Source organism: Mycoavidus sp. SF9855 (assembly GCF_024582735.1).
GTDB lineage: Bacteria > Pseudomonadota > Gammaproteobacteria > Burkholderiales > Burkholderiaceae > Mycoavidus.
Map to the genome: position 1 here is coordinate 340,001 of NZ_CP102085.1, position 25,311 is coordinate 365,311.

Genomic DNA, 25,311 nt, shown 5'->3' on the forward strand with positions numbered 1-25,311 from the left:
AAGGTATGCTGGAGGTATCAGAAGTGCGAATGCTGACATGAGTAGCGATAAAGGGGGTGAAAAGCCCCCTCGCCGAAAGCCCAAGGTTTCCTACGCAACGTTCATCGGCGTAGGGTGAGTCGGCCCCTAAGGTGAGGCAGAAATGCGTAGCTGATGGGAAGCAGGTTAATATTCCTGCACCGTCGTTAGATGCGATGGGGGGACGGATCGCTAAAGGTTGTCCGGGTGTTGGATGTCCCGGTCCCTGCATTAGAGAAGGCGCTTAGGCAAATCCGGGCGCGGAATTCAAGGATGTGGGGCGAGCAAACGTGAGTTTGCGAAGCAATTGGAAGTGGTTCCAAGAAAAGCCTCTAAGCTTCAGTCTAATGACGACCGTACCGCAAACCGACACAGGTGGGCGAGATGAGTATTCTAAGGCGCTTGAGAGAACTCGGGAGAAGGAACTCGGCAAATTGGTACCGTAACTTCGGGATAAGGTACGCCCTGGTATCTTGACTGGCCTGCGCCAGAAGGGAGAAAGGGTTGCAAAAAATTGGTGGCTGCGACTGTTTAATAAAAACACAGCACTCTGCAAACACGAAAGTGGACGTATAGGGTGTGACGCCTGCCCGGTGCCGGAAGATTAAATGATGGGGTGCAAGCTCTTGATTGAAGTCCCGGTAAACGGCGGCCGTAACTATAACGGTCCTAAGGTAGCGAAATTCCTTGTCGGGTAAGTTCCGACCTGCACGAATGGCGTAACGATGGCCACACTGTCTCCTCCCGAGACTCAGCGAAGTTGAAATGTTTGTGATGATGCAATCTACCCGCGGCTAGACGGAAAGACCCCATGAACCTTTACTGTAGCTTTGTATTGAACTGTGAACCGGTCTGTGTAGGATAGGTGGGAGGCTTTGAAGCGTGAACGCTAGTTTGCGTGGAGCCAACCTTGAAATACCACCCTGGTTTGTTTGCGGTTCTAACCTTGGCCCGTAATCCGGGTCGGGAACAGTGCATGGTGGGCAGTTTGACTGGGGCGGTCTCCTCCCAAAGCGTAACGGAGGAGTACGAAGGTACGCTAGGTACGGTCGGAAATCGTACTGATAGTGCAATGGCATAAGCGTGCTTAACTGTGAGACTGACACGTCGAACAGGTGCGAAAGCAGGTCATAGTGATCCGGTGGTTCTGTATGGAAGGGCCATCGCTCAACGGATAAAAGGTACTCTGGGGATAACAGGCTGATACCGCCCAAGAGTTCATATCGACGGCGGTGTTTGGCACCTCGATGTCGGCTCATCTCATCCTGGGGCTGTAGCCGGTCCCAAGGGTATGGCTGTTCGCCATTTAAAGAGGTACGTGAGCTGGGTTTAAAACGTCGTGAGACAGTTTGGTCCCTATCTGCCGTGGGCGCTGGAAATTTGAGAGGACCTGCTCCTAGTACGAGAGGACCGGAGTGGACGAACCTCTGGTGTACCGGTTGTCACGCCAGTGGCATCGCCGGGTAGCTATGTTCGGAAGAGATAACCGCTGAAAGCATCTAAGCGGGAAACTCGCCTCGAGATGAGATTTCCCGGGAATTCGATTCCCCTGAAGGGTCGTTCGAGACCAGGACGTCGATAGGCTGGGTGTGTACGCACAGTAATGTGCTTAGCTAACCAGTACTAATCGCCCGTGAGGCTTGACCCTATAACTTGTGTGTCTTATCTATTACCTAATTACTTCTTCCCCCCTTTTTGATGAATTGAGATCGCTCTCAGTTCTTCTACCCTTTACGCCTGATGACCATAGCGTGTTGGAACCACCCCTTCCCATCTCGAACAGGGCCGTGAAACAACTCCACGCCGATGATAGTGCGGATTACCCGTGTGAAAGTAGGACATCGTCAGGCTTCTCTCTTTAACCAAAAAGCCTCCCCACAAGGGAGGCTTTTTGTGTTTTATTCGTTTCTTTTTGATGCGTTTTCCTTTCTATATCATCTCAACGATATTTATCCGCCTTTTTATATTCATCAGACATTCCCTTCACGCGCCACAATCACATTTAGAATAACGCGCGTCTTTTCGGTCTTCAACCTAGAAAACTTAAACGAAATATCGAGTCAATAATTGAGCTTCATCTAGGCTCTTTAAAATTAAGCAGAGGGTTTTCACGGTTAACGTCATGAGTCTCTTAGCCATGGGCTACAATACTGCCTCGGAGTGCGTTTTAAGGTTTGTTATATCGCTTTTTTCTTTATGTCTATCGCTGCACATTCGGTCGCTACTGCCATTAATTACTTGCTAAGCCATGAAGCATGGGCACGTGCGCGCCTGATGCCTTATGCTGGCCGTAAAGCTTGTGTGGCTACGCCGCCGCTGCTGATGGTCCTGACCGTGCAAAGAGATGGACGAGTGAGTGTAGATGAACTAAACGAGCAAATGGCACTCGAAGCGCCACCCTGTGATGTTTCTATTACTTTGCCGTCTGCTGCGCTTTTTGCTTCTTTATTTAAAGGGCGTGCGGCCGTGATGAAACAAGTGAAAATAAAGGGCGATGCTGAATTTGCCACACTCTTGGCACAGCTTGCCGAGCATCTGCGTTGGGAACCTGAAGAGACATTAGCGCAGCTGATTGGCGATGCTCCTGCATATCGCCTGATGCGAACGACACGAATGTTGCAGCAACAGTTACGGAATAGCGGGCGCAATTTGCTTGAAGCTGTGACTGAATATCTGTTTGATGAAGACCCGAAACTGGTGCGCGATGCAATGCTCAATAGTTTTGAAGTGGATATCGTTAACTTGAATGATGATGCGGCCCGTCTTGAAAAACGCGTAATCCAAATTGAGCAAAAAATGAAAGTACGGATGCCAATCGATACGTTCCCTCATAGGGTTTCTAACTAATGCAACTGCTGCGTTCTTGGAAAATTATTTTCACCTGCTTGCGCTTTGGCTTAGACCAAGTTGCGTTGTCGCATTTTAAATATCGCTGGGTCAAATTTACGCTTCGGGTCCTGACTGTAGGGCGTAAATTTGATCTGCCGCGTGGTGTACGCTTGCGGCTTGCGCTTGAGACTCTTGGTCCGATTTTTGTTAAATTCGGACAAATTTTGTCGACGCGGCGTGATTTACTCGCACCCGATATTGCGTATGAACTTGCTAAATTGCAAGACCAGGTGCCACCCTTTGATTCACAGCTTGCAATAGAACTCATCGAGAAAGCGCTCGGCCAATCAATCGATACTGTTTTTGATCAATTTGAGCGTGTTCCAGTGGCGAGTGCATCTATCGCTCAAGTCCATTTTGCAAATCTGAAAATCGGTAAATATGCGGGCAAGGAAGTGGCCGTGAAAGTGCTGCGACCCGGCATGTTAACGGTAATAGAAAGCGACCTTGCATTATTAAATAAACTTGCTTGCTGGATCGAGCGTTTATGGACGGATGGCAAACGGCTTAAGCCACGCGAAGTGGTCGCCGAACTCGATAAACACTTACACGATGAGCTTGACCTGATGCGAGAGGCCGCAAATGCAAGCCAGTTACGGCGCAATTTTGCCGGCAGTGGTTTATTGCTTGTGCCTGAAATGTATTGGGACTTTTGCCGCTCAAATGTGCTGGTGATGGAGCGTATGACCGGGGTGCCAATTAGTCAGGTCGAAAAATTGCGCGCCGCGGGTGTCGATATTCCTAAGCTTGCGCGAGAGGGCGTTGAAATTTTCTTTACGCAAGTTTTTCGGGATGGTTTTTTTCACGCAGATATGCATCCGGGCAATATTCAGGTGAGTCTTGATCGCGCGGATTTCGGACGCTATATTGCGCTTGACTTTGGGATTGTGGGCGCTTTATCTGATTTTGATAAAAATTATTTTGCGCAGAATCTCCTGGCATTTTTTAAGCGTGACTATCATCGCGTTGCCATGCTTCACCTTGAGTCTGGTTGGGTCCCACCAGCGACACGCGTAGAGGAACTTGAGGGCGCGATTCGTGCAGTATGTGAGCCTTATTTTGATCGGCCATTAAAAGATCTCTCGCTTGGGCAAGTTTTGTTACGTCTTTTCCAGACATCACGGCGCTTTCACGTAGAAATACAGCCGCAACTAGTATTGCTGCAGAAAACCTTGTTAAATGTCGAAGGACTTGGACGCGAGCTAGATCCAGAGCTTGATTTATGGCAAACCGCAAAACCTTATTTAGAGCGTTGGATGAAGGAGCAAATCGGCTGGCGTGGCTGGCTGGAGCGTCTCAAATATGAGACGCCTCAATGGAGTAAAACATTACCGCAACTGCCGCGCCTAGTGCACCAAGTTTTGGCATCAGCGGCTAAGACACCGCAACATACACATACTCATGAGCTTGTGCAGCAGCTATTGATTGAGCAAAAGCGCACAAATCGTTTGTTATGGATAGGGCTGTTGGCAGGGGTAGTGGGCCTGACGGCATGCTTTTGGCTATAATCTATAAATTAAATCCGGAATATACATTATGCCTATTTACGCTTACCGTTGTGAATCGTGTCATCAGCCACATGAAGCGCTGCAAAAAGTCAGTGCTGCGCCTTTAACCGAATGTCCTGCTTGTGGACAAGCTACGTTGCGTAAGCAGCTAACCGCGGCCGGCTTTCAATTGAAAGGATCTGGCTGGTATGTCACTGATTTTCGCGATAATGCTAAAGCTTCTGAAGCCAAACAAAAAAGTGAAACAAAGCCAAGCGGAGAATCGAGTGAGCCTGCTAAGGCGGCGGGCCCAGCCGACAGTACAGCTAAACCCGCTAGCGTGAGCGCTCCAATTGTAGATAAAACAACTCAATCTCCACCTGCGTTGACAAAGCCATCATGATGATGATCAAAAAAGCCACACTGAAAACTTATTTTTTAACCGGTTTACTGGTTTTAGTTCCACTTGCCATCACTTTATGGCTGCTGGGTTTGGTCATTGGGACTTTGGATCAAACCTTGACCTTATTACCCGAGGCGTGGCGACCGGAGCGTGTGTTGGGCTTTTATCTGCCTGGCATTGGAGCGGTTTTGAGCGTAGGCTTTATTTTGATCGTGGGTATTTTCACGCAAAATTTTATTGGTCAGGCTTTAGTTCAATGGTGGGAAGGACTGCTACGCCATATCCCGGTGGTCGGGCCGCTCTATACGAGCGTTAAACAGGTCTCTGATACTCTCTTGTCGAGCAATGGCAATGCGTTTCGCAAAACGCTTTTAATTGAATATCCGCGTAAGGGCGTGTACACAATAGCCTTTCTCACCGGTACCCCGGGCGGAGATATCGTCAATCATATCAAGGGCGATTACGCGAGTGTGTATGTGCCGACCACGCCCAACCCAACTTCGGGCTTTTTTCTTATAGTGCCGCGTGCGGATGTAGTTGAACTTGATATGACAGTTGATGCCGCATTGAAATACATCGTCTCAATGGGGGTGGTTGCGCCACTGGTGCCGCACCACCGTGCAATTGAGCCGACGGTATAAGGCTAGCCATCGCTTAGGGTGAGTCAGCGTTTGATATTTTGCATAAAGTTTAATCTTTTTGCGTAGGCAAAGTGATTTTTGCTTACGTTCCTTTTATTTCTAATATTTCCTGTTGATGAGAACTGAATATTGCGGTTTGTTAACCGAAGCCTGGTTGGGCAAAACCGTTTCACTCTGTGGTTGGGTGCAACGCCGACGCGATCATGGCGGGGTAATTTTTATTGACCTGCGTGATCGAGAAGGTTTAGTACAGGTCGTTTGTGATCCCGATAGCCCGGCTATGTTTGAAATTGCCGAAAGCATTCGGAACGAATATTGTGTGCAGGTGCACGGCGCTGTGCGGGCTCGGCCTGAAGGGGCAGAAAATACTGACCTTATTAGCGGTAAAATCGAAGTGGTTTGTCAGCAATTGACTGTGCTCAATGCGTCCGCCACACCGCCTTTTCAGTTGGATGACGATACGCTATCGGAAACCACTCGTCTGACCCACCGTGTGCTTGATTTGCGTCGCCCGCAGATGCAGCACAATCTAAAATTGCGCTATCGCGTTGCAATGGAAGTGCGCCGTTATCTTGATGAGCATGGCTTTATCGATATTGAAACCCCAATGCTGACTAAAAGTACACCTGAAGGGGCTCGAGATTATTTAGTGCCTTCACGTGTGCATGCTGGTCATTTCTTTGCACTGCCTCAATCGCCGCAACTTTTTAAGCAGTTGCTAATGGTCGCGGGGTTTGACCGTTACTATCAGATTGTTAAATGCTTTCGTGATGAAGACTTAAGAGCGGATCGTCAGCCTGAATTCACGCAGATTGATTGCGAAACATCATTTCTAAATGAGCAAGAAATTCGTGATTTATTTGAGGTGATGATCCGTACAGTCTTTAAAAACTCAATTGGGGTTGCGCTCGCTGAGTCATTCCCGGTGATGAGTTATGCTGAAGCAATGCGGCGTTTCGGCTCGGATAAACCTGATTTACGCGTTAAGCTTGAATTCACTGAGTTGACCGATGTGATGAAAGACGTTGACTTTAAAGTTTTCAGCGCACCTGCCAACATGGCCGCGGGCCGCGTGGCCGCTCTCTGTATACCGCAAGGTGGCCAGTTATCGCGCGGCGAAATTGACGGTTACACTGAATTTGTGCGCATTTATGGAGCGAAAGGGCTTGCTTGGATTAAAGTCAACGAAGCCGCAAAAGGCCGCGAAGGTCTACAAAGTCCGATTGTAAAAAATCTGCATGATGCGGCGTTAGCTGCCATCCTTGAGCGTACGGGTGCGCAAGACGGTGATTTGATTTTCTTTGGCGCGGATCGTGCAAAGATCGTCAATGATAGTTTGGGCGCCTTGCGGTTAAAAATCGGCTACACCCCTTTTGGCACAGAGAAAGGGTTCTTCGAACCTGGCTGGCAACCGTTGTGGGTGGTTGATTTTCCGATGTTTGAATATGATGACGAAGCGGCGCGCTGGGTCGCTTGTCACCATCCATTCACTAGTCCAAAAGATGAGCACCTTGATTTATTGGCGACGGACCCAGGCCGTTGTACCGCAAAAGCGTATGATATGGTGATGAATGGCTGGGAGCTGGGAGGGGGCTCGGTGCGGATTCATCGCGAAGAAATCCAGCGCAAAGTCTTCGAGGCATTGGCCATTGATGCGGATGAGGCGCAACAAAAATTTGGTTTCTTGCTTGAGGCATTGCAGTACGGTGCGCCACCACATGGTGGCATTGCGTTTGGCCTAGACCGGGTTGTCACTATGATGGCCGGTGCTGACTCAATTCGAGATGTTATCGCTTTTCCAAAAACGCAACGCGCTCAATGTCTACTGACGCAAGCGCCAAGTGAAGTGGATGAACGCCAGCTACGCGAGTTGCATATCCGGCTGCGCTCGACGGAGACGCTTAAAGCTTAAAGTAAAAAATGCACGCTCAGCATGGACTCTTACAAGCTACCGGAATCTGCACTCATTGTTATCTACACCGCCGAACTTGAAGTGCTGCTCATCGAGCGTACCGACTACCCAGGTTTCTGGCAGTCGGTGACTGGCTCGAAAGATCATCAGCAAGAAACACTCGATGAAACTGCCAGACGTGAAGTGCTTGAGGAAACGGGTATTGTCATCGGCAGTTCGCTAGTGCCACTTGATGCGTTGGTCAATTGGCACTGGCAAGTTGCATATCCAATTTACCCGATCTGGCGCCATCGCTACGCGAAAGATGTCACGCATAACACCGAGCATTGGTTTGGACTTTTAGTGCCGCGTGATATAGCAATCATGCTCGCGCCGCGCGAGCATACCGCTTATACTTGGTTGCCGTATCTCGAGGCCGCTGCACGCTGTTTCTCGCCATCGAATCGGGCCGCAATTTTACAGCTGCCAGCGCGCTCGATGCCAAAAATTTCCATATAATGACTTAATAAATAAGCACTTCATACAGGAGAAAAAAATGGGACAGTACACCGCACCTTTGCGTGATATGCAGTTCGTCTTACATGAATTGCTTGATGTGCAAGCTGAGTTGGCGCATTTGCCCGCCCATGCTGGGCTTGATACTGACACCATTGATCAGGTGCTCGCTGAAGCGGGAAAATTTTGTGAAGAAGTGTTATTTCCGTTGAACCATAGTGGCGATCAACAAGGTTGTCATTATAGCGACGGTGTTGTCACCACTCCTGTAGGATTTAAAGCGGCTTATCAAAATTACATAAAAGCAGGGTGGCCGGCGCTTGCCTGTGACCCTGAGCATGGCGGCCAAGGTTTGCCAGTGTTTGTAAATAATGCGCTTTATGAAATGCTTAACGCGGCTAATCAAGCGTGGACGATGTACCCAGGTCTCTCGCATGGCGCTTATGAATGCCTACATGCGCATGGCACGCCAGAGCAGAAAAAAAACTACTTACCCAAGCTGGCTGAAGGGGTTTGGACAGGTACGATGTGTTTGACGGAGCCGCATTGTGGCACAGATCTTGGCCTACTTTATACCAAAGCAGACCCTCAAGTAGATGGTTCATATCGGATCAGCGGCACTAAAATTTTTATTTCGAGCGGTGAGCATGACCTGGCTGAAAACATTATCCATTTGGTGCTTGCGCGCTTGCCAGGTGCACCCGCTGGCACCAAAGGCATTTCTCTATTCGTAGTCCCCAAGTTTGTGCCTGATGCCAATGGTGAAGTGGGTGAGCGTAATGGCGTAAGCTGTGCTTCAATCGAACATAAAATGGGTATTCATGCCAATGCGACCTGTGTCATTAACTTCGATAACGCTCGCGGCTGGTTGGCTGGAGAGCCGCACAAAGGGCTCAATGCGATGTTTGTGATGATGAATGCAGCACGGCTTGGGATCGGTATGCAAGGGCTGGGCCTAACCGAGGTTGCTTATCAAAATTCACTTGCTTATGCGCGGCAGCGGCTGCAAATGCGTGCGTTAAATGGCCCTAAAGCGCCAGATAAACCGGCTGATCCGATCATTGTGCATCCCGATGTACGCCGTATGCTACTCACACAAAAAGCCTATGTCGAAGGCGGTCGCGCTTTTGCATACTGGGTTGCGCTTTTAATTGATAAAGAGCGGTCACATCACAATAAAGCAGTGCGGACTGAGTCTGCAGAATTAGTGGCCTTATTGACCCCAATTGTTAAAGCGTTTTTAACCGACAATGCTTGCGAGGCCACTAATTTGGGTATGCAGATATTTGGCGGACATGGCTATATCAGTGAATGGGGCAGCGAGCAATACGTGCGTGATGCGCGGATAGGTACAATTTATGAAGGCACGAATACCATTCAGTCGCTTGATTTGCTGGGCCGAAAAGTCTTGGCAGATATGGGTGCTAAGCTGAAGAAATTTGGTGCGTTGGTGCAGGATTTTATTGAGCAAGAAGGGGTTAAGCCAGAAATGCAAGAGTTCGTGAATCCATTAGCCGAGCTCGGCGATAAAGTACAAAAACTCACGATGGAAATTGGCATGAAGGCAATCACTGATCGCGATGAAATAGGGGCTGCAGCCACGCCTTATTTACGCGTTGTGGGTCATTTGATTTTTGCCTACTTTTGGGCGCGCAGCGCTCGGATTGCGCTGGACAAACAAGCGACTGGCGATCCCTTTTATCAAGCTAAGCTTGCTACGGCACGTTTTTATTTTGCCAAACTATTACCCGAAACAGCTTGGCAAATCCGTTCTGCGCGCGCCGGCGCAAAGTCGCTGATGGAGTTGGATGAAGCATGGTTTTAATAAAAAAGTGGACGGGTTGTTGAGTTAAACTGGCTGTCAACGCTATGTTTGATTGAGATAAATAATTGCAAAAAACTGTACAATCTTTGCGGAGAAAAAAAGTGGGTCATTTAAGCATTCGAAAAGTTGCTGTGCTTGGCGCGGGTGTAATGGGGAGCCAGATTGCCGCCCACTTAATCAACGCAAAAGTACCTGTAATACTTTTTGACTTGCCGGCTCAACAAGGACCTAAAAATTCAATTGCACAAAAGGCCATCGCGCATTTGCGCAAACTGAATCCGGCCCCGCTTGGCGTGAGCCATGACGCTTCTTATATTGAGCCAGCCAACTACGAGGACGATCTCGCTAAACTCAACGCATGTGACTTGGTGATTGAAGCGATTGCTGAGCGTATTGATTGGAAACATGATTTATACAAAAAAGTGGCGCCGGCCATTCGTCATGATGCAATTTTTGTCTCCAATACTTCGGGGCTGTCGATTAACACGCTTGCTGAAGGCTTAGATGCTGAGCTGAAATTCCGTTTTTGTGGCGTGCATTTCTTTAATCCCCCGCGTTATATGCATTTGGTTGAGCTCATCCCCGCCCAACAGACACGTGCAGATATTCTAGATGGCCTTGAAAGCTTTCTAACTAGCACCTTAGGCAAGGGTGTCATCCGTGCCAAAGATACGCCGAATTTCATCGCCAATCGGGTCGGTGTTTTTTCTGTGCTAGCCACAATCAAGGAAGCGGAAAAATTTGAGCTAGGTTTTGACCTGGTTGATGATCTTACCGGTCGCCGGCTCGGCCGCGCTAAATCAGCGACCTTTCGCACCGCCGATGTGGTGGGTTTAGATACGGTGTCGCATGTGATTAAAACGATGCGAGATAATCTGCTTGATGATCCATTTTTTCCAATTTATAACGAACCTCCCGTGCTTAGCGCATTGGTTGCGCAAGGTGCGCTTGGCCAAAAAAGCGGGGCAGGGTTTTATAAAAAAGAAGGTAAATTAATTAAAGTACTGGACGCTAAACAGGGCGCATATATTGCCAGCGGCGCACGGGCAGATGCTTTAGTTGAGCGTATCTTAAAGCGACCTCCTGCTGAGCGTTTTAAATTGCTGCATGAATCTACCCATCCTCAAGCGCGTTTTTTGTGGGCAATTTTCCGTAATGTTTTCCATTACAGCGCCGTACATCTAGAGCACATTGCGGATAACGCGCGTGATCTTGATTTCGCGGTGCGCTGGGGGTTTGGTTGGAACGAGGGCCCCTTTGAGAGTTGGCAAGCAGCTGGCTGGCGCCAATTGGCCGAATGGGTGCAGGCCGATATTGATGCGGGAGTTGCTTTGTCGAAAGCGCCATTGCCGGCATGGACGCTAGATGGACTCGTCGCCGAACAGGGTGGCGTGCATAACACAGCCGGCTCATGGTCGCCTAAAGCACGTACATTTGTGCCACGTAGCGCGCTCGCAGTCTATACCAAACAGGTATTTCGCGCGCCCTTAAACGGAGAGGTTGCGGCCGATCCGCGCACGGCTGGCAAAACGTTGCATGAAAATGAAGCGGTGCGTATATGGGTTGACGCACGTGCCGGTCAGGATGATATCGCGATTGTTTCGTTTAAGAGCAAGATGAATACAATTGGCCCAGCCGTCTTAGATGGCATAGTACAAGCCATTGAGCTCGCCGAACAAAACCATCGCGGTCTGGTGGTTTGGCAGCCCTCTGCACTGCAAGCGGGGCCGTTCTCAGCTGGGGCAAATTTGGAAGGGTTGGTACCATCATTGATGGCGGGAGGAGCAAAAAAAATTGAACCTTTCGTTGCTCAGTTCCAACAAACCATGCAGCGTGTGAAATATGCAGCTGTGCCGGTGGTCCCAGCAATCGCAGGAATTGCCCTGGGCGGGGGGTGTGAACTGGTCATGCATAGCGCCAAGCGGGTGGCCTATTTTGAAAGCTATATCGGTCTGGTGGAGGTAGGGGTTGGCTTGCTGCCTGCGGGAGGAGGCTTGAAAGAAGGGGCGTTGCGTGCAGCTGAAACGGCTCGGCGCTTGGGCCAGAGAAATTTGCTTGAATTTCTAGTTAAACCTTTTGAGAATATTGCGCGGGCAAAGGTCTCTAGCTCAGCACTCGAAGCTATTGAGTTTGGCTATCTGTTGCCGTCAGATACGATTGTATTTAATCTGCACGAATTGCTGGCAACAGCTCTTAGCGAAGCGCGCGCATTGGCAAACGCGGGCTGGCGCGCGCCTTTGCCGGTACATGCCATTGCTGTGGCGGGGCGAGCCGGGATTGCCACGATTAAAGCGCAACTGGTGAATCTGCGCGATGGCGGTTTTATTTCAGTTCATGATTTCTTAATTAGCAGCAAAATTGCTGAAGTGCTGTGCGGCGGGGAGGTCGAAATGGGAAGTTTGGTTGATGAAGCGTGGTTGCTTAAACTTGAGCGCGCGGCTTTTGTCGAATTACTGGACATGAAGAAGACACAAGAACGGATTATAGGGATGCTGCAAACGGGTAAGCCTGTGCGTAATTGATGGAGCGAAAAAAATGAATAAACAAGTGCAAGACGCCTATATCGTTGCGGCTAACCGTACACCCATTGGCAAAGCGCCGCGTGGAACATTCAGGAATACGCGGCCAGAAGAATTATTGATTCACGCCATACGAGCGGTGGTGGCGCAAGTACCCGAGCTTGATCTACACGTCATTGAAGATGTGATGATTGGCTGTGCGTTTCCAGAAGCTGAACAAGGGCTGAATATCGCGCGTGTCAGCGCATTGTTGGCAGGGTTGCCAGTCAGTGTAGGAGGTGTAACGGTGAACCGTTATTGTGCTTCTGGCGTAACTGCACTTGCCATGGCCGCAGATCGCATCCGCGTCGGTGAGGCGGATGCATTGATTGCCGGCGGTGTGGAATCGATGAGCATGGTGCCGATGATGGGCAATACTCCATCCGTTTCGCCGCATATCTTTGAACGAGATGAACATCTTGGACTGGCGTACGGCATGGGCTTGACGGCTGAAAGAGTGGCGCAACGCTGGAACATTAAACGCGATGCGCAGGACCTTTTTTCATTTGCCTCTCATCAAAAAGCATTGCAGGCGCAAGCTACCGGCGAATTCAATGACGAAGTGGCGCCGTTTGAGGTGATCGAGCGTTTCCCAGACCTTAATCGGCGCGAGCTTGATTTAAGAAAGCAACTCACGTCGCAGGATGAGGGACCTCGTGCCGATACTTCGCTGGAGGCGCTTGCTAAGCTGAAACCCGTGTTTGCGAATGGTGGTTCAGTCACGGCTGGAAATAGCTCGCAAATGTCAGATGGCGCTGCTGCGCTGCTGGTGGTTTCGGAAAAAATACTTAAGCAATTCAATCTCACTCCGCTGGCGCGTTTTGTGAGTTTTGCGGTGCGGGGCGTACCGCCCGAGATTATGGGGATCGGCCCGAGAGAAGCCATTCCGGCTGCTTTAAAAGCAGCAGGGCTTAAGCAGGACCAACTCGACTGGATTGAGTTGAACGAGGCATTTGCTGCACAATCGCTGGCCGTCATAGAGGAGCTTAAGCTTGATCCTAAAAAAGTGAATCCACTCGGCGGGGCGATAGCGTTAGGTCATCCATTGGGCGCCACGGGTGCAATTCGCGCTACCACAGTTGTGCATGCACTGCGCCGACACTCCCTTAAATACGGTATGGTCACCATGTGCGTGGGCGCGGGCATGGGCGCCGCGGGCATTCTCGAGCGAGTTTGAGTGGATTGAGTGCATCACAAGCTCGAGTGAGCTTGTGATGCACTCAATTTGGTGCTGGCAATGCGCGCGGTCGGCGGTCGCTATCTGTGGCGACATAGATGAGCGTAGCTTCTGCTACTTTGAAAATCTCTTCCGCAAAATTGGGCCGCTGCGCGTACACTTCGACCGATACCGTGACCGAGGTGTTGCCAGTTTTGGCGATGTCTGCGTAAAAGCTAAGCAAATCGTCAACAAACACCGGTTGCTTAAAAACCAAGGAATTGATGGCCACAGTGACCACCTGGCCTTGTGCGCGGCGCGTCGCTGGAATCGAGCCGGCAATATTCACTTGCTCCATAATCCAGCTGCCGAATACGTCACCATGTATAGTCGCGTTAGAAGATTGTGGCACCACGCGTAAAGCGAGGGTTTTGCCATGTGGGAGGTGAGGGAGTGAATGCATGTTTTATTTCCGTTGTTATTTACACTAATGTTTCAGTTTTCGGACTTAGTTTTCGCGTACTTTGGATAAATAGTCAATCATTCTGAGACAATATCAAAATTTTGAGCGTAAGCCGCAACTAAAGCGCAAGGTTTATAAACTTTTTTTTAACCAGCGCGCAACTTTTTTCCGGGGATTAAGGAAGTTTATGTCGCAACATCATGTATTACCATCTTACCTTCAGCAAGATGAACTTGGCCCATGGGGCACTTATTTACAACAGATTGACCGCGTTACACCTTATCTAGGCTCATTGTCGCGCTGGATCGAAACTCTTAAGCGACCTAAGCGCGCGCTGATCGTTGATGTGCCTATCGAGCTTGATAATGGCACCGTTGCCCATTTTGAAGGGTATCGCGTGCAGCACAATACTTCAAGAGGTCCTGGCAAGGGCGGGTTACGCTACCACCAAGACGTGACGCTATCTGAAGTGATGGCGCTGTCTGCCTGGATGTCGATCAAGAATGCGGCAGTGAATGTCCCATACGGTGGCGCAAAAGGCGGAATCCGGGTTGATCCGCGGAGACTTTCACGCGGTGAACTCGAGCGGATGACCCGTCGCTACACCAGTGAAATCAATTTCATTATTGGTCCTAACACGGATATTCCAGCGCCTGATGTCAACACTAATGAGCAAGTGATGGCATGGATGATGGATACGTATTCGATGAATCAAGGACGTACCGCAACGGGTGTGGTAACGGGCAAGCCGATTGCGCTAGGCGGCAGTCTTGGACGTAAAGAAGCGACTGCCCGCGGGGTTTTCGTCGTAGCCTGCGAGAGTGCGCGCCAAATTGGTTTGGACATCGCTGGAGCACGGATTGCAATTCAAGGTTTTGGTAACGTTGGCGGGATTGCTGCGCGGCTTTTTTCTGACGCGGGCGCCAAAATCGTAGCAGTACAAGATCATACGGGCACTCTTTACCGGTCAGCTGGGATTGAAGTGCTTAAATTGTTTGAGCACGTTGCTCAAACGGGCGGCATTGTGGGTTTCACAGGCGCCGAGCCGCTAGCTGCGGATGAGTTTTGGGGGCTTGAAACCGATATTTTGATTCCGGCTGCACTAGAAGGGCAAATCACTGAAAAAAATGCACCACGGATTCGCACTAAGATTGTGGTCGAAGGCGCAAATGGGCCAACGACACCATTGGCTGACGATATTCTGAACGAGCATGGCATTCTTGTGATTCCTGACGTTATCGCAAATGCAGGTGGGGTGACCGTTTCATACTTTGAATGGGTGCAGGATTTCTCCAGTTTTTTTTGGAGCGAAGACGAAATTAATCACCGTCTTGAGCGCGTGATGCGTGAAGCGTTCGCATCTATATGGCAAGTTGCGCTTGAACACAAGGTCTCGGTGCGTACAGCGGCTTATATTGTTGCATGTACAAGAATTTTAATGGCCAGGGAGATGCGTGGACTGTATCCTTGAGATATATTTAAACTTTTTACTTTATAAATAAACCATTTGGGATATATAATCTATTTTTCAGAAGGGGGACTTAGTATGAAGTTTAAAAAAATAGTAACGGCATTGATGACGGCAGGTGTGGCGGCAGGTACGCTAACGTTCTCTTATGCACAGGCGCAGAGTGCTAGTACGACGGGCACTTTGCAAAAAATTAGGGATACGGGCACGGTTTCATTGGGGCACAGGGAATCGTCCATTCCTTTTTCCTATTATGCTGAGAACCAGCGGGTGGTGGGCTATGCACACGAATACGCGATGCAGATTGTTAAGGCAATTGAGCAAGAGCTTAATAAACCGCATCTAGATGTGAAACTCACGTCGATCACGTCTCAAAACCGGATTCCATTGCTGCAAAACGGTACGATTGACCTTGAATGCGGTTCCACCACAAACAATCTTGCGCGGCAGCAGCAAGCTGCATTTTCCAACACGATTTTTGTCGTCAACACGCGGCTGCTCACACGTGTTGATTCAGGTGTCAAGGATTTTGCTGATTTGCAGGGTAAGACGGTAGCGACCACAGCGGGTACTACATCTGAACGCATTTTGCGCGCAATGAATCAAGCAAAGAAGCTCGGCCTGAAGATCATTAGCGCAAAAGATCATAGCGAGGCGTTCTTGATGTTAGAAACAGGCCGTGCGGTAGCGTTTATGATGGATGATGCGTTACTTGCAGGAGAGCGTGCTAAAGCAAAAGACCCTAGCAGGTTTGTGATTGTGGGTACGCCGCAATCACAAGAAGCCTATGGTTGTATGTTGCGCAAAAATGACCCGGCATTCAAAAAGTTGGTTGATGACACCATTGCTAAACTGCAAACTTCAGGCGAAGCTATTAAGATTTATCAAAAATGGTTTCAAAAACCCATTCCTCCTCGTAATCTAAATTTGAACTTCCCGCAAAGCGAAGAACTCAAAGCATTGTTCAAGAGTCCGAATGATCAGGCGAAAGGTTAAGCCAGTTTGTTCGTATAGTGGCTGGCAACCATCACTGCCCTACCCGTTATGAGACTTACCAGCAATGGTGGTGCTGCGTTCGAGAGGGCCTCGGACGCAGCTGGGAAAGTTAGGCCTGGATAGTATGAAACAGGAAAAGAACTGTCTTAAAGTACTGTTTCTATAGCAATCTAAGGGTTATGAGTTATCAATGGAATTGGGGCATTTTGCTAAGTGCTGTGTCCACCGGCGAGCTAACGACGTATCTCGGTTGGTTCATTGATGGACTGAAGGTCACTGTTACGCTCTCTTTAGCGGCCTGGATCATCGCGCTTATCGCTGGCTCCCTATTTGGCATATTGCGCACGTTACCCAATAAATGGTTAGCAAGCAGCGGCGCTATTTATGTCGCGGTGTTTCGCAACATCCCCTTGCTTGTGCAATTTTTTATCTGGTATTTTGTGCTGCCAGAGCTTGTGCCTCCGTCACTGGGCGCTTGGTTCAAAGGATTGCCGCCCACGGTGCAATTTTTTTCATCAGCTGTGATTTGCCTTGGCTTATTTACCGGCGCGCGGATTTGCGAGCAGGTGAGAACAGGTATTCATGCCCTGCCGCCCGGCCAAAAAAATGCTGCCCTCGCGCTCGGGTTTACACTGCCGCAAACCTATCGCTATGTTTTAGTACCGAATGCGTATCGAATTATTGTGCCGCCTTTAACGTCTGAATTTTTGAATATTTTTAAGAATTCAGCGGTTGCTGCCACCATTGGTTTACTCGAACTTTCCGCACAAGCGCGCCAACTCAGTGATTATACAGCGCATACCTACGAGTCTTTCATTGTAGTGACCGCTTCTTATGCTCTGATTAATGCGACCGTAATGCTTTTTATGCATTGGGTTGAAAGGACCTCCAGGTTGCCAGGTCAAATTGGAGGGAAATAATGTATCAATTTAATTGGAGCGGAATTGCATCTTCTCTGCCTACCTTAGCGCAGGGCATGCTCATCACAGTCCAAATCACAGTCGCAGCTGTTATTGTTGGCATTGTTTGGGGAGCCATCCTGGCGTTATTGAGACTTTCATCAATCAAGCCGCTTGCTTGGTTTGCGCAACTATACGTGACGATTTTCCGCTCGATTCCGTTAGTGATGGTGCTTTTATGGTTTTTTCTATTGGTGCCGCAATTGCTCAAATCTTTGCTTGATTTGCCGCCTGATATCGATATCCGCTTTGCTTCAGCAATTATTGCATTTTCTTTGTTTGAGGCGGCTTATTATTCGGAAATCATTCGCGCGGGCATTCAGAGTGTCCCGCGTGGGCAGGTCTATGCGGCTAATGCGCTCGGTATGACCTATATGCAATCGATGCGTCTAGTGGTTTTGCCCCAGGCTTTTCGTGCCATGGTGCCGTTACTCTTAACGCAGGGCATTGTACTCTTTCAGGATACGGCTTTGGTCTATGTCATCGGCCTGGCAGATTTTTTCCGCACGGCGACCAATATTGGTGAACGCGATGGGCAACTGGTTGAGATGGTGCTCTTTGCGGGGGCATGTTATTTTGTTATTTGCTTGTTTGCCTCCACTCTCGTCGGGCGTTTTCAAAAAAGGTATGCAAGATGATTTCTCTTAAAAGCGTTTCTAAATGGTATGGCCCATTTCAGGTGCTAACTGATTGTAGTACTGAAGTGAAGCAGGGCGAGGTCGTGGTGGTATGCGGACCCTCTGGCTCTGGCAAATCGACCTTGATTAAAACGGTTAATGGCCTTGAGCCATTCCAACAAGGTGAGATTTGGCTTGATGGTCAGTCAGTGAGGGCCAAGGAAACCAATTTGTCTAAACTACGGGCCAAAGTCGGCATGGTTTTTCAGCATTTTGAACTGTTTCCACATTTATCGATCACGGAGAATCTAACGCTGGCACAGGTTAAGGTGCTCGGCCGCAGTGCAGAGGAGGCTAGGGCAAAAGGCATCAAGTTGCTGCAGCGAGTTGGCCTGAGCGCACATGCGGATAAATATCCGGGACAGCTATCGGGTGGTCAGCAACAGCGGGTGGCGATTGCTCGTGCGCTCTCCATGGACCCCATTGCGATGTTGTTTGATGAACCGACTTCCGCGCTTGATCCAGAGATGATCAATGAGGTGCTTGATGTGATGGTTGAGCTTGCACGTGAAGGGATGACCATGATGTGCGTCACGCACGAAATGGGGTTTGCCAAAAAAGTTGCCCACCGCGTGATCTTTATGGACAAGGGCGCTATTGTTGAAGATGTGCCTAAAGAAGAATTCTTTGAACACCCAAAATCAGAGCGCGCAAAGGAATTTTTAGCGAAGATTTTGCATTGAACTTAAACGTGTTTGCCCTATCACTTTGGGTCTATATTTAATTTGATCTGACATTTATATAGCGCAGGCATGATTCGCCAAGAAATAAAATGGCTGCGCTGACGAATGGCCCTTTATGCTCAGAGCTTAGAAGGGCGGAAAATGATGTTGGCTGATCTTATTTTAAACAATTGAATCAAGCACTTTACGTAGCATCACAAGCATCAAATCAATTTCATCTTTAGTGACATTAAGCGCTGGCATAAAGCGTATTAGGTTAGGCCGCGGTGCATTGAGCAAAAGGCCTGCTGGCTCGAGTTCCCGAGCTTTTTCAACGATTTCATGACCAATCTCTTTACCCAGCAATAGTGCACGTAGCAGGCCCTCGCCGCGTTCGCCGGCAAAACCATACTCATTAGACAATTTCAGCAAGGCGTCACTAAAATAAGCAGCGCGTTCGCGCACGCCAGCCAAAAAATCTGCTTGACTGATATGTTCAAGTATAGCAACGCCTACGGCGCACATAAGAGGGTTGCCATTATAGGTACCGCCCTGTTCGCCAGCCTCGAAACAAGCGACTTCATCACGCGCCAACAGCGCGGCAAGTGGCACACCGCCGCCGATGCCTTTACCTAATGTCATGATATCGGGTTCAATATCTGACCATTGGTAGGCAAAGAGCTGGCCGGTACGACCGCAGCCAGTTTGTACCTCATCGACAATTAACAGCAGATGGTGTTTTTGCGTGAGGGCGCGCAATTGCTGCATAAATTCGCGCGTGGCGCCAATCACGCCGGCTTCACCCTGCACGGGCTCTAGCATGATGGCAACGGTCTTGTCATGAATGCAACGTGCAACCGATGCAATATCGTTGAGCTCAGCTTTTGGAAAGCCCGCTACTTGCGGAGCATACATGGTGTCCCAGCCGGGTTTGCCGCTAGCAGACATGGTCGCCAATGTCCGGCCATGGAAGCTATGATTAAACGTGATAATTTCGTATGCGCCGTTTTTAAATTTACGCCCCCATTTGCGGGCCAATTTGATTGCGCCCTCATTCGCTTCAGCGCCGCTATTGGCAAAAAATACTTTCTGAAAGCAGCTAAAATCAGTCAGCAAGCCGGCAAGTTGCGCCGAGGGTGCGTTATAAAATGCTGGGCCTGGATTAATTAAGCTTTGCGCTTGTGTGGTGAGCGCGTGGATCATTGTTTTATGGCTATGGCCTAAGCAGTTCACGGCCCAACCTTGAATAAAATCGAGATAACGCTTACCTTCGCTATCGTATAACCAAGCACCTTCGCCACGCGTAAAAACAAGCTCAGGCCGGTTAGTGATGGTCATCAGCGAGCGAGTGGGGTAGTCATTAAAATGCATCTTCAAATTCCATTAAACACTGAGTTATGCGACTGGGTTCGCCAAATCTACTTCGCTGGTAAACGCATCGGCGTAAAACGCATCTTGAGGTAGACGATGATGCGCGGTGAAATCGCGCAAAGCGCTTTCAACCATCACCGGCGCGCCGCACGCATAGACTTCATAGGCGGATAAATCGGGCAGATCTGCCACCACTGCCTGATGCACAAAGCCAGTTCGTCCGTGCCAATTGTCTTCAGCTGCCGGCTCGGATAAAACCGGTACAAAAGAAAAATTGGGTAGCGTATTGGCCCATTGCTGAGCCAGTTCGGCCAGATACAGATCTTGGCTGCGGCGTGCGCCCCAATAGAGCGTGACGGGTCGCTCGATGCGTTTAAATATCATATGCTCGACGATCGCTTTGAGCGGAGCAAAGCCCGTGCCTGAGGCGAGTAAAATGATCGGCCGGGTGGTCTCTTCGCGTAAAAAGAAAGTCCCCAGCGGCCCCTCGAAGCGCAGCATATCGCGCTCTTTCATAGCGGTGAAAACATGATCAGTAAACACCCCTCCCGGCATATGGCGAATATGTAGTTCAAGCGGCCCATCATGATGCGGCGGTGTGGCAATTGAGTAGCTGCGCCGCTTACCGTCTTTTAAAATAAATTCAATATACTGGCCTGCGAAATACTGCAACTGCTGATTCGCCGGTAATTGCAAGCGCATAATCATGACATCATCAGCCACCCGCTCAAGCGCATTGACGCGACAGGGGAGTTTTCTAGCAGGCATATCGGTTGCGCCAGCTACTTCACGCACTTCAAGTTCGAGGTCAGATTTGGGCGCCGAGCAACAAAAAAGCGCCATACCTCGTAATTTTTCGTCATTGGACAAAGCTGAGGCTGAATGCGTTGCTTGTTCGATTTCACCGCGCAGCACCGTGCCTTTGCACGAACCGCACGCGCCGTTTTTACACCCATATGGCAAGCCAATGCCTTGCCGTAAGGCTGCTGCGAGCACGGGTTCATTAGGTTCTACTTGAAATTGCCGGCCGCTGGGCCGAAGAGTAATATTAAATGCCATAAAAAGACTGAATGTGACGAAACATTTCTAAGACCCGAATATATAATGATGCCACAATGATTCCAACCCGCAAACTTAAGCGTAAGCGAATCCTCATTATCGGCTGTGGCGATATTGGCTTGCGTTGCGCTAAGTTACTGTTGCCGCGCTACCGTGTGTTGGCCCTAACCCGTCACGCTGAGCGTTGCGTTAGTCTGCGCGCAATGGGTATTGTGCCTATCGTCGGTGACCTTGATCAACGTTCGAGTCTAAAGCGTCTTGCTGGCTTGGCAGATACCGTGCTGCAGTTAGCGCCACCCTTGCCACAAGGTAACGGTGACCCGCGCACGCGCTTCTTGCTGAGTGCCTTGGGCCGCTCATTGGCGCCGCCGGTATGGGTTTATGCCAGCACAACCGGCGTTTATGGTGATTGCGACGGAGCGCTGGTGGCTGAAACCCGGCCAGCGCAACCGGCCAATGCACGCTCGCTCAGGCGTATTTCAGCAGAGACTCAGCTGCGTGCAGCAGGCGCGCGCGCTGTGTTATCACTGCGTATTGTTCGCATTCCGGGCATCTATGCCGATAATCGGTTACCGCTTGCGCGCTTACAAAAAGGCATGTTCGCTCTTAATGCCGAAGAAGACGTGTATACCAATCACATTCATGCTGATGATCTTGCGATGATTGTGTTGCGGATAAAGCGGCTTGGTTGCCCGCAGCGGATTATACACGCGGTGGATGATACGCAAATGAAATTAGGTGACTACTTTGATCTAGTGGCGGATGCGCACGGGTTGCCACGGCCTGCGCGGGTATCAAGCGCCCAAGCGCAGCAATTGCTGGAACCAGGGTTGCTGTCATTTATGCGTGAATCACGCCGCTTAATGAATATTAGGCTTAAAATAGAATTAGGTTATCAACTGCATTACCCGACAGTGCAGCATTTTCTGCTAGAACATATCAGCAATTCTTTTGCTGGCGGCAAACCCGAATCACGCTGATCTTTGCAGAATCGGCTATCATACTAAATTACTACTAGACTTATCATTCAGTACACTTCCTATGGATACTCAGCAGCATATCAAACAACTTGTCACCGAACATCCGGTGGTTCTTTTTATGAAAGGTAGCGCACAATTTCCAATGTGTGGCTTCTCTGGCCGTGCAGTACAGATACTTAAAGCATGCGGTGTTAGCCGTTTACATACAGTCGATGTCTTACGCGACGAAGCAATTCGGCAAGGCATCAAAGAATATTCGGATTGGCCGACGATTCCGCAACTCTATGTCAATGGCGAATTTGTTGGCGGTTCGGACATTCTGGTAGAGATGTACCAGTCAGGTGAATTGCAACAATTATTCACAGCTGAATAGAGCGAGTGCTTAATACGGCATCTAACGCTACGCCGCGCCGCCTAGTCGTCGCCATTACAGGGGCTACGGGGGCGCTCTATGGCGTGCGTATTCTCCAAACAATACGTCGTATTGGCGGCGTCCAAACTCATTTGATTGTATCCAACGCAGGCTGGCTGAGCATTACGCATGAATTAGAACTGACCAAACCTGATCTAAATGCGCTGGCCGATGTGGTTCATAATATACGTGATGTGGGTGCCAGTATCGCGAGCGGATCATTTGCGACAGAGGGCATGATTGTTGCACCGTGTTCAATGAAAACGTTAGCAAGCATTGCTCATGGTTTTTCCGATAATTTAATTACCCGCGCAGCTGACGTGACTTTGAAAGAGCGCCGTCGTCTCTTGTTACTCGTGCGCGAAGCACCATTCAATTTGGCGCATCTACGCAATATGACGGCAGTAACTGAAATGGGTGGCGTGATTTTTCCGCCGCTGCCGGCACTCTACAATAAGCCCACTACGCTTGATGAAATAGTTGACCATACCGTTGGACGGGTACTCAGTTTACTGGGCTTTGAGTCAACGCTAGCCCCAAGCTGGTCTGGCATCCGCAACGCATAATACTTATCCGAACTTTTCAATAATTTACGGCAGCCTTAACAGGCTGCCGTGCGTTATAGTGGCTTAGATTGAGTCAATCTCTATAGGTTTATTTTCCAAACGGCGACGCAGGACACTATTGCGCTTACCATAACTAAAATAAATGATGAGCCCTAACGCCATCCAGATAAATAGCCGCATCCAGGTATCCGCAGGCAAACCCGCCATTAAAAATAGCGCGGCCAATGCTCCGCCTGGCGCGACTAGATAAACGGCTGGGGTTTTAAATACACGTTTGAGTTCTGGCTGGGTAATGCGCAGTACGAGCACGCCGACACAAACAATTAGAAAAGCAAATAGCGTGCCAATACTCACTAATTCACTCACTAAATTAATCGGCAGTAGGCCAGCTAGCGTCATCACCACTGCGCCGGTAATCAGCGTTGTGATATAGGGGGTATGGAAACGCGGATGGATTTTCTTAGCAAAGCTTGGTAGCAAACCATCTTTTGCTATCGTTTGAAAAATGCGCGGTTGGCTCATCAGTAAGACCAAGAGCACTGAGGTCAGCCCAAAAATCGCTCCAAGTTTGACCAGTGGCGATAACCATGGCATACCCAGCGCATCAATACCTACAGCAATTGGATCAGGCACACTTAATTGGTCATAACGGACCACCCCGGTCAGAACATAAGCGACCAGTACATAGAGTGTGGTACAGATGACGAGCGAAGTCAGCAGTCCGAGCGGCAGATTACGGCGTGGATTTTTAGTTTCCTGCGCAACACAGGAAACCGAATCAAAACCAATATAAGCAAAAAATACCACGGCTGCACCGCGTAGCATACCGCTCCAACCAAACTCTCCTGCTTGGCCGCTATTCGGTGGCATGAAATCACCATTAGGGTTAGCGGGCGTTATCCAGTTTGCGGTATCGACCAAGGCAAAGCCCGCCACGATAAAGGCGAGAATAATGGCTACCTTCACCACCACCATAATACTATTGACCCGTGCCGACTCTCGAATGCCAAAAATGAGCAGGAGTGTCATCAGGGCGACGACCAGAATGGCAGGCAAGTTGATCAGTGCGCCAGTATGTGTCCAACCGGTTGCGCTATCGAAGGCGAGCGGTGCTCTAGATAACACATCAGGAATATGAATGCCTAATGAATGCAGAAATCCTACGACATAACCTGACCAGCCAATGGCTACGGTAGTCGCGCCCAAACAATATTCAAGGATCAGATCCCAGCCGATGAGCCAGGCGATAAATTCACCCATGGTGGCATAGGCGTACGTATAAGCACTGCCTGCCACAGGCACCGTTGAAGCCATTTCTGCATAGCACAGGCCAGAAAAAGCACAGACGATTGCCCCCAAAATAAAGGACAACATGATCGCTGGCCCAGCATGTGTTGCCGCTGCATGACCGGTCAATACAAAAATGCCGGCGCCGACAATGCAGCCAATACCGAGCATGGTTAAATCGAATCCAGATAAAGCTCGTTTTGGATAATGCGAGCTGCCACTGACTGCGTTGTCGTCACCCAAGGCTGCTTCAGCCTCTAACATGGCGATCGACTTTTTATTCCATAAAGTTTTCATTAAATTTGGCTAAAAGAATACTTTTGTGAGCGCTGTTTTTTGGTGTAAAAAGGCGGATTAGAGGTGATGGTTCTAACTCTATCCTAGACGATCAAATATTATACTGTATTGATTTCTCGATAGCCGGGCAAAATTGTGCGATTTACATACGTCATTTCACTGTCTTTCATACCATTGCACTTAACATTTTTTTGAGTTCTCATCATTCACGGGTAAAGGTAAGCGAGCATTGAAATACCCTCTCTTATAAGAGAGCGACGCTTATGCACACTCGAATGTCTGAAATTGACCTTGCCCCCGTTTAGCGTATCCTTTAGCCGAACGAATTATGCTGCCAGCATGATCTGACTCGATCGCCTTCAAGCTCAAACCGCCAGTCCCAAAGTAACCAAGCAGACCAGCCTGACCTAATCGCACGACAAGATCCGTGGAAGCAGTACCGCGGTACATCGCGCCAGCCACATAGGCATACTTTAGACCGTAGCATGAGCGAAAAGCCATGCTACCCAGCCACTGGGCCTCGGAGGTAGGTACTACAGGTGCAACCTTCTCTATTTCATACATTTTTTGCATTGAATAATTTTAGTTTGGGTTAAGAATTAGGTATTCCCTTCGAGTCTAAAACTACCCAGTATAAGGTATGCTTACATGCGATACGGCAGGCTTGCGAGCAAAATTATCCGGCTCAATAGATTGCTGTTTTTTTTACAGTCTCAAAAACATCTTCTGC

General features: G+C 49.3%; 22 protein-coding genes and 2 rRNA genes (1 of these 24 running past the window's edge). 19 read left to right on the plus strand and 5 right to left on the minus strand.

The features are described 5' to 3' along the window. From NQD60_RS01535 to NQD60_RS01585, 11 genes are all read left to right on the plus strand, one after another. Nucleotides 1–1,666 (plus strand): 23S ribosomal RNA (locus NQD60_RS01535); it begins 1,215 nt to the left of the window's first position. A gap of 88 nt (nucleotides 1,667–1,754) precedes the next feature. Further along, nucleotides 1,755–1,868 (plus strand): 5S ribosomal RNA (gene rrf, locus NQD60_RS01540). A gap of 346 nt (nucleotides 1,869–2,214) precedes the next feature. Continuing rightward, entirely contained in the window at nucleotides 2,215–2,865 is a 651-nt protein-coding gene (locus NQD60_RS01545) for an SCP2 domain-containing protein (RefSeq protein ID WP_257100778.1), read from the plus strand. Further along, nucleotides 2,865–4,415 (plus strand): ubiquinone biosynthesis regulatory protein kinase UbiB, encoded by a 1,551-nt coding sequence (gene ubiB / locus NQD60_RS01550; protein ID WP_257100779.1) that lies wholly within the window; start codon nucleotides 2,865–2,867, stop codon nucleotides 4,413–4,415. Before NQD60_RS01545 ends, ubiB begins: the two co-directional genes overlap by 1 nt. 28 nt (nucleotides 4,416–4,443) lie before the next feature. Then, entirely contained in the window at nucleotides 4,444–4,797 is a 354-nt protein-coding gene (locus tag NQD60_RS01555) for an FmdB family zinc ribbon protein (protein WP_257100780.1), read from the plus strand. 2 nt (nucleotides 4,798–4,799) lie between these two features. Beyond that, a complete protein-coding gene (locus NQD60_RS01560; protein WP_257101228.1) occupies nucleotides 4,800–5,438 on the plus strand; it encodes a DUF502 domain-containing protein in 639 nt (212 codons plus the stop codon). Between the two features lie 109 nt (nucleotides 5,439–5,547). Beyond that, complete coding sequence (gene aspS / locus NQD60_RS01565) at nucleotides 5,548–7,350, plus strand: aspartate--tRNA ligase (protein ID WP_257101229.1); 1,803 nt, start codon at nucleotides 5,548–5,550, stop codon at nucleotides 7,348–7,350. A gap of 21 nt (nucleotides 7,351–7,371) precedes the next feature. After that, complete coding sequence (nudB, locus tag NQD60_RS01570) at nucleotides 7,372–7,848, plus strand: dihydroneopterin triphosphate diphosphatase (RefSeq protein ID WP_257100781.1); 477 nt, start codon at nucleotides 7,372–7,374, stop codon at nucleotides 7,846–7,848. Between the two features lie 37 nt (nucleotides 7,849–7,885). Continuing rightward, nucleotides 7,886–9,670, plus strand: a complete 1,785-nt coding sequence (locus NQD60_RS01575; RefSeq protein WP_257100782.1) for an acyl-CoA dehydrogenase C-terminal domain-containing protein — start codon at nucleotides 7,886–7,888, stop codon at nucleotides 9,668–9,670. A gap of 101 nt (nucleotides 9,671–9,771) precedes the next feature. Then, nucleotides 9,772–12,192, plus strand: coding sequence for a 3-hydroxyacyl-CoA dehydrogenase/enoyl-CoA hydratase family protein (locus NQD60_RS01580; protein WP_257100783.1), 2,421 nt, complete (start codon nucleotides 9,772–9,774; stop codon nucleotides 12,190–12,192). A gap of 13 nt (nucleotides 12,193–12,205) precedes the next feature. After that, on the plus strand, nucleotides 12,206–13,405 hold the full coding sequence (locus NQD60_RS01585; RefSeq protein ID WP_257100784.1) for an acetyl-CoA C-acyltransferase: 1,200 nt from the start codon (nucleotides 12,206–12,208) through the stop codon (nucleotides 13,403–13,405). 43 nt (nucleotides 13,406–13,448) lie between these two features. Here the strand turns inward: NQD60_RS01585 and NQD60_RS01590 are convergent, their stop codons facing one another. After that, nucleotides 13,449–13,847, minus strand: a complete 399-nt coding sequence (locus NQD60_RS01590) for an acyl-CoA thioesterase (RefSeq protein WP_257100785.1) — start codon at nucleotides 13,845–13,847, stop codon at nucleotides 13,449–13,451. 187 nt (nucleotides 13,848–14,034) lie between these two features. On the opposite strand from NQD60_RS01590, the gene NQD60_RS01595 reads away from it, so the two are divergent. The 5 genes from NQD60_RS01595 to NQD60_RS01615 all read left to right on the plus strand — a co-directional run bounded on the left by NQD60_RS01595 (nucleotide 14,035) and on the right by NQD60_RS01615 (nucleotide 18,630). Beyond that, nucleotides 14,035–15,318 carry a Glu/Leu/Phe/Val dehydrogenase gene (locus tag NQD60_RS01595; protein ID WP_257100786.1) on the plus strand — a complete coding sequence of 428 codons (1,284 nt, stop codon included), beginning with the start codon at nucleotides 14,035–14,037 and terminating at the stop codon, nucleotides 15,316–15,318. Between the two features lie 75 nt (nucleotides 15,319–15,393). After that, nucleotides 15,394–16,311, plus strand: a complete 918-nt coding sequence (locus NQD60_RS01600) for a glutamate/aspartate ABC transporter substrate-binding protein (RefSeq protein ID WP_257100787.1) — start codon at nucleotides 15,394–15,396, stop codon at nucleotides 16,309–16,311. Nucleotides 16,312–16,490: 179 nt separating this feature from the next. Continuing rightward, nucleotides 16,491–17,231: an amino acid ABC transporter permease gene (locus NQD60_RS01605; protein WP_257100788.1), complete on the plus strand. Its 741-nt coding sequence runs from the start codon at nucleotides 16,491–16,493 to the stop codon at nucleotides 17,229–17,231. Then, nucleotides 17,231–17,908, plus strand: a complete 678-nt coding sequence (gene gltK / locus NQD60_RS01610) for a glutamate/aspartate ABC transporter permease GltK (protein WP_257100789.1) — start codon at nucleotides 17,231–17,233, stop codon at nucleotides 17,906–17,908. Before NQD60_RS01605 ends, gltK begins: the two co-directional genes overlap by 1 nt. After that, nucleotides 17,905–18,630 carry an amino acid ABC transporter ATP-binding protein gene (locus NQD60_RS01615; RefSeq protein ID WP_257100790.1) on the plus strand — a complete coding sequence of 242 codons (726 nt, stop codon included), beginning with the start codon at nucleotides 17,905–17,907 and terminating at the stop codon, nucleotides 18,628–18,630. Before gltK ends, NQD60_RS01615 begins: the two co-directional genes overlap by 4 nt. 162 nt (nucleotides 18,631–18,792) lie before the next feature. Here NQD60_RS01615 and NQD60_RS01620 read toward each other — a convergent pair whose 3' ends face one another. Continuing rightward, entirely contained in the window at nucleotides 18,793–19,980 is a 1,188-nt protein-coding gene (locus NQD60_RS01620) for an acetylornithine transaminase (protein ID WP_257100791.1), read from the minus strand. Nucleotides 19,981–20,004: 24 nt separating this feature from the next. Then, on the minus strand, nucleotides 20,005–21,039 hold the full coding sequence (locus NQD60_RS01625; protein ID WP_257100792.1) for a CDP-6-deoxy-delta-3,4-glucoseen reductase: 1,035 nt from the start codon (nucleotides 21,037–21,039) through the stop codon (nucleotides 20,005–20,007). Nucleotides 21,040–21,095: 56 nt separating this feature from the next. Between NQD60_RS01625 and NQD60_RS01630 the strand changes: the two genes are divergently transcribed. The 3 genes from NQD60_RS01630 to NQD60_RS01640 all read left to right on the plus strand — a co-directional run bounded on the left by NQD60_RS01630 (nucleotide 21,096) and on the right by NQD60_RS01640 (nucleotide 22,997). Continuing rightward, nucleotides 21,096–22,019, plus strand: a complete 924-nt coding sequence (locus tag NQD60_RS01630; RefSeq protein WP_257100793.1) for an NAD-binding protein — start codon at nucleotides 21,096–21,098, stop codon at nucleotides 22,017–22,019. A gap of 61 nt (nucleotides 22,020–22,080) precedes the next feature. Next, nucleotides 22,081–22,392, plus strand: coding sequence for a Grx4 family monothiol glutaredoxin (gene grxD / locus NQD60_RS01635; RefSeq protein ID WP_223693504.1), 312 nt, complete (start codon nucleotides 22,081–22,083; stop codon nucleotides 22,390–22,392). A gap of 5 nt (nucleotides 22,393–22,397) precedes the next feature. Then, nucleotides 22,398–22,997 carry a UbiX family flavin prenyltransferase gene (locus NQD60_RS01640; RefSeq protein WP_257100794.1) on the plus strand — a complete coding sequence of 200 codons (600 nt, stop codon included), beginning with the start codon at nucleotides 22,398–22,400 and terminating at the stop codon, nucleotides 22,995–22,997. Between the two features lie 63 nt (nucleotides 22,998–23,060). Here the strand turns inward: NQD60_RS01640 and NQD60_RS01645 are convergent, their stop codons facing one another. Both NQD60_RS01645 and NQD60_RS01650 read right to left on the minus strand, forming a co-directional pair. Beyond that, nucleotides 23,061–24,581 carry an amino acid permease gene (locus NQD60_RS01645; protein WP_257100795.1) on the minus strand — a complete coding sequence of 507 codons (1,521 nt, stop codon included), beginning with the start codon at nucleotides 24,579–24,581 and terminating at the stop codon, nucleotides 23,061–23,063. Nucleotides 24,582–24,842: 261 nt separating this feature from the next. Continuing rightward, on the minus strand, nucleotides 24,843–25,154 hold the full coding sequence (locus NQD60_RS01650) for a hypothetical protein (RefSeq protein WP_257100796.1): 312 nt from the start codon (nucleotides 25,152–25,154) through the stop codon (nucleotides 24,843–24,845). Between the last annotated feature and the right edge of the window lie 157 nt (nucleotides 25,155–25,311).